At 65.0% G+C, this 3243-nt stretch carries 2 protein-coding genes; both read right to left on the reverse strand.

The annotated features are described in order from the left end of the window. Window positions 1-170: 170 nt before the first annotated feature. Window positions 171-1475: an ABC transporter substrate-binding protein gene (locus FJ980_RS29485; protein ID WP_140547150.1), complete on the reverse strand. Its 1305-nt coding sequence runs from the start codon at window positions 1473-1475 to the stop codon at window positions 171-173. Between the two features lie 152 nt (window positions 1476-1627). Beyond that, window positions 1628-3067, reverse strand: coding sequence for a hypothetical protein (locus FJ980_RS29490; protein WP_140547151.1), 1440 nt, complete (start codon window positions 3065-3067; stop codon window positions 1628-1630). Between the last annotated feature and the right edge of the window lie 176 nt (window positions 3068-3243).

Here is a 3243-nt window from a genome sequence, read left to right on the forward strand (position 1 = left end):
GAGGATGACGCCAAGACATGCCGGGTTGTCCAAACTCCCAAAGCCACAGGAGATTGCCCTGCCCTGAGGGGGAGATGTCCGGTCCACCCTCCGAAGCGGCAGCGCAGCTGCTGCGGAGGACGGGCAGGACAGAGAGGGGGGCCTGGGCGCTCACGCTGGCCGGAATGGGCCTATAGCGCCTGCGTCGTATAATCCCCTTCCGGCTCATAGAGGCCGTCCTCGATCTTGGTCTTGTGGACGACCTTGAGCTTGCCGCCCTCGACCTTGGAGATGTTCTGGATGCCGAAGCACTGGTGGATCTTGCCGTTGAACGTCTTTGGCCCTTGCGGATGCTCCGGCCCTTCGGCGAACTCCTTCAGCGCCTCGGTAGCCTCGACCAGCTTGGCGCGGTCCTCCGGTCCCTTGTAGCCGGCGTCCTCCATCGCCTTCTTGACGACATAGAGCGTTTCCCAGCAGCCGAACATATGGGCGGCGGTGGAGACGTCCTTGGGGTCGCCGACGGCTGCGCCGTTGTCGTCGATGCCGACCGCGGCGCGGTAGGCTTTCTGCGCCGCCGAGTCATCGGGCTGCGCGTAGCGCGGCGAGCCTTCCCAGAAATGGCTGCCGTCGAGGAATTCGAGGCCGGGGCTGTTGATGTCGACGGCTTCGAGCGAATCGATGAAGCCGAAGAGTTGCGGCCGTTGCGAGCCATAGAACTCGCCGAGCTCCTTGACGAAGGTGAGCACGGCCGGGCCGACCATGACGTGGTAGATCACATCGGTCTCGGCCGGGATCTGCGGGAAGTACTTTGTGAAGGAGCTCTCTGTCGGCGGGATGGCGATCTGAGCGATCACGTCGGCGCCTTGCGCCTTCAGCGCCGGCGGCAGGTAGTCGCGATGGTCGTAGCCGAAGGCGAAGTCGGGGAAGATCTGCGTCACCTTCTTGCCGGCGTTCGCCGCGATCCACGGCGCCATCGACTGTATCTGGCTCTTCACGTCGGTGATGCCGGGCTGGAAGACGTAGCGGTTGAGCTTGGTGGAGGCGACGTGATGACCTTCGCTGACCACGAAATAGGGGATCTTGTTCTCGCCGGCGGCGGGCGCCGAACCGATCACGACATGCGAGAACAGAGTGCCGAAGACGATGTCGGTCTTGTGCTGCTTGGCGAATTTGTTGACCACCTCGGCGCCGCGCGCCGGATCGGTGCCGTCATCCTCGATGACCAGCTCGACCTTGCGGCCGCTGATGCCGCCGGCGTCGTTGATCGCCTTGACGGCGGCAGCACTCGTCTTCTCGTACCAGCGACCATAGGCGGCGCCGATGCCGGTGCGGTGCGACTGGAAGCCTATTCTGATCGGCGCCGAGCTCTGCGCCTGGCTGTAACGGACGAAGCCCGGCGCCAGCGCCAGGCCTGCGCCGGCGGCCATGCCCTTCAGCGCGGTACGGCGCGACAGCGTCGTCTTGGAGAGGTCGAAATATCCGTTCTTGTCAGCCATGTCGGTTCCCCTGTTTTTCAGTCTTGACCAGCGATAAGGCGGCTAAACCATCCCCTTCCGAAGGATGGGAAAATTGCATGTATACAAACTAAATCACCAAAGCCGCGACGTGGCAAGCCAGCTTCCCTCGCGTCATGACGGCGGCCCTTGTCTCATCCGGCGGTCGGCGTGGCAAGCAGCCAGAGGCCGAAGATCGTGTAGGCGATCATCAGCACCGTGAGCGGCAGCTGGCTGAGCGCCGCGCGCGACGGCTGAGGATGGAGACGCCAGGCAAGGCCATGCGCGACGAGGACCGCCAGCACATGGCCGGCGATGATGACGCCGGCCTGCAGGTTCCACAGCCACCAGGCAGACCCGGCTCCGGCGACGACGCCGGCCTCGACCATCCTGTTGGCGGTGCCGAACAGGTTCCAGCCGAGCGCGAAAGGATCGGAGAGCGCGACCAGCGCATACTGGCCGTCGACCAGGAGCACGGTGAGGTAATGCGCAATGTGATAGGCGAGCGCGATCGGCACGATCGACCAAACCAGGAGGCCGGCGGCTTTTGCGAACGACTGCGCATCGCCGGCGAGGCGCTGTCCGAGAAAGACGGCCAACGCGAACACCGCTGCCAGCAGGACGAAAGTCAGGACGAGGCCGAAGCTGCCGATGCCGACCAGGGCGGTGCGGCCTGGATATTCCAGCGGGTTGACGCCGAACAGACCGAGCCAGAGGAAGGTCTTCGACAGCCCATCGAACGACACCGAGGACAAGGCCAAGAGGAGAAAGGCTGTGCCGCTTGGCGGCAGCGGCGCGGCCGCCAGCAGCTTGGCGCCGGGCCAGCAGAGCGAGAGTCGGCCATCGAGGCGCTCGACGGGCGCGAAGCCGGCAACCATGGTGAAGAAGACAGTGAGGAATTCGCCGCGCCGGCTCCAAGCGTCGTAGCCGAAGATAAGCATCGCGACAAAGCTCGCCAGCCAATAGATGCCGGCGGCAAAGGCAAGGCGAGCCGGATCGTCGGGCGCCGGATCGATCAGCTCGAACCAGGCGAAGGCGAAGAACAGCGCGAAGGCCGGCCAGTAGCCGAGCCTTGACGGCAGATGTGACGGCTGGGCTTCGCTCCATCGGGAGCGGACAAGACGGCTTACGACGCGCCAAGGGCCGTACCATGGGTTGAGCCACGCCCACAGGTCGCCGAGCACGCCTTGCAGCAGGGTGAAGCCGGCCCAGAGCAGCGTCCAGATCACCAGTGGCAGCGGGTTGGAAAGCGGGTCGCGACTGCCGACGAGGCCAGCGGCGATGAGAAGCGCAAAGCCGGCAAATGAAATCAGGCTGACGACAATGCGGGGGGTGTCGCTGAAGGTGAACAGGGGCAGGCGTCGGCGCCAGAAATTGTCGAGGGTGGCAGGCGGCAGCAGCGCCAGCACGAGGAAGCTGACGGCCACGGCAAAAGCGCCGCCGGCGATGTAGTAGCCGGTCGGGAGAAGCAGGACGTGGCCGCGGTCGGAGGCATGGGCGAAGGCGGGCGTGGGGAGAGCAGCTAGGGCAGCGGCTAGGAAAGCCAACCTGGAAAGCTGGCACTCTACGGCGCCCCCCTCTGCCCTGCCGGGCATCTCCCCCTCTAGGGGGGAGATTGTGCTGTCATCCCCGCTTGCGCCAATCTTCGACGTTGCAGGAGGAGAGCCGGCGCTTGAACCGCCAATCTCCCCCCAAGAGGGGGAGATGTCCGGCAGGACAGAGGGGGGCGCGAAGGAACTCAGCCTATCCAATTTTGCTGTGTTGCGTGGCA

Source organism: Mesorhizobium sp. B1-1-5 (assembly GCF_006443065.1).
GTDB lineage: Bacteria > Pseudomonadota > Alphaproteobacteria > Rhizobiales > Rhizobiaceae > Mesorhizobium.

What these genes read in the sequence shown, in the direction of transcription:
- FJ980_RS29490 (WP_140547151.1), bottom strand. Translation starts at nt 3,067, where the DNA reads ATGCCCGGCAGGGCAGAGGGGGGCGCCGTAGAGTGCCAGCTTTCCAGG.
- FJ980_RS29485 (WP_140547150.1), bottom strand. Translation starts at nt 1,475, where the DNA reads ATGGCTGACAAGAACGGATATTTCGACCTCTCCAAGACGACGCTGTCG.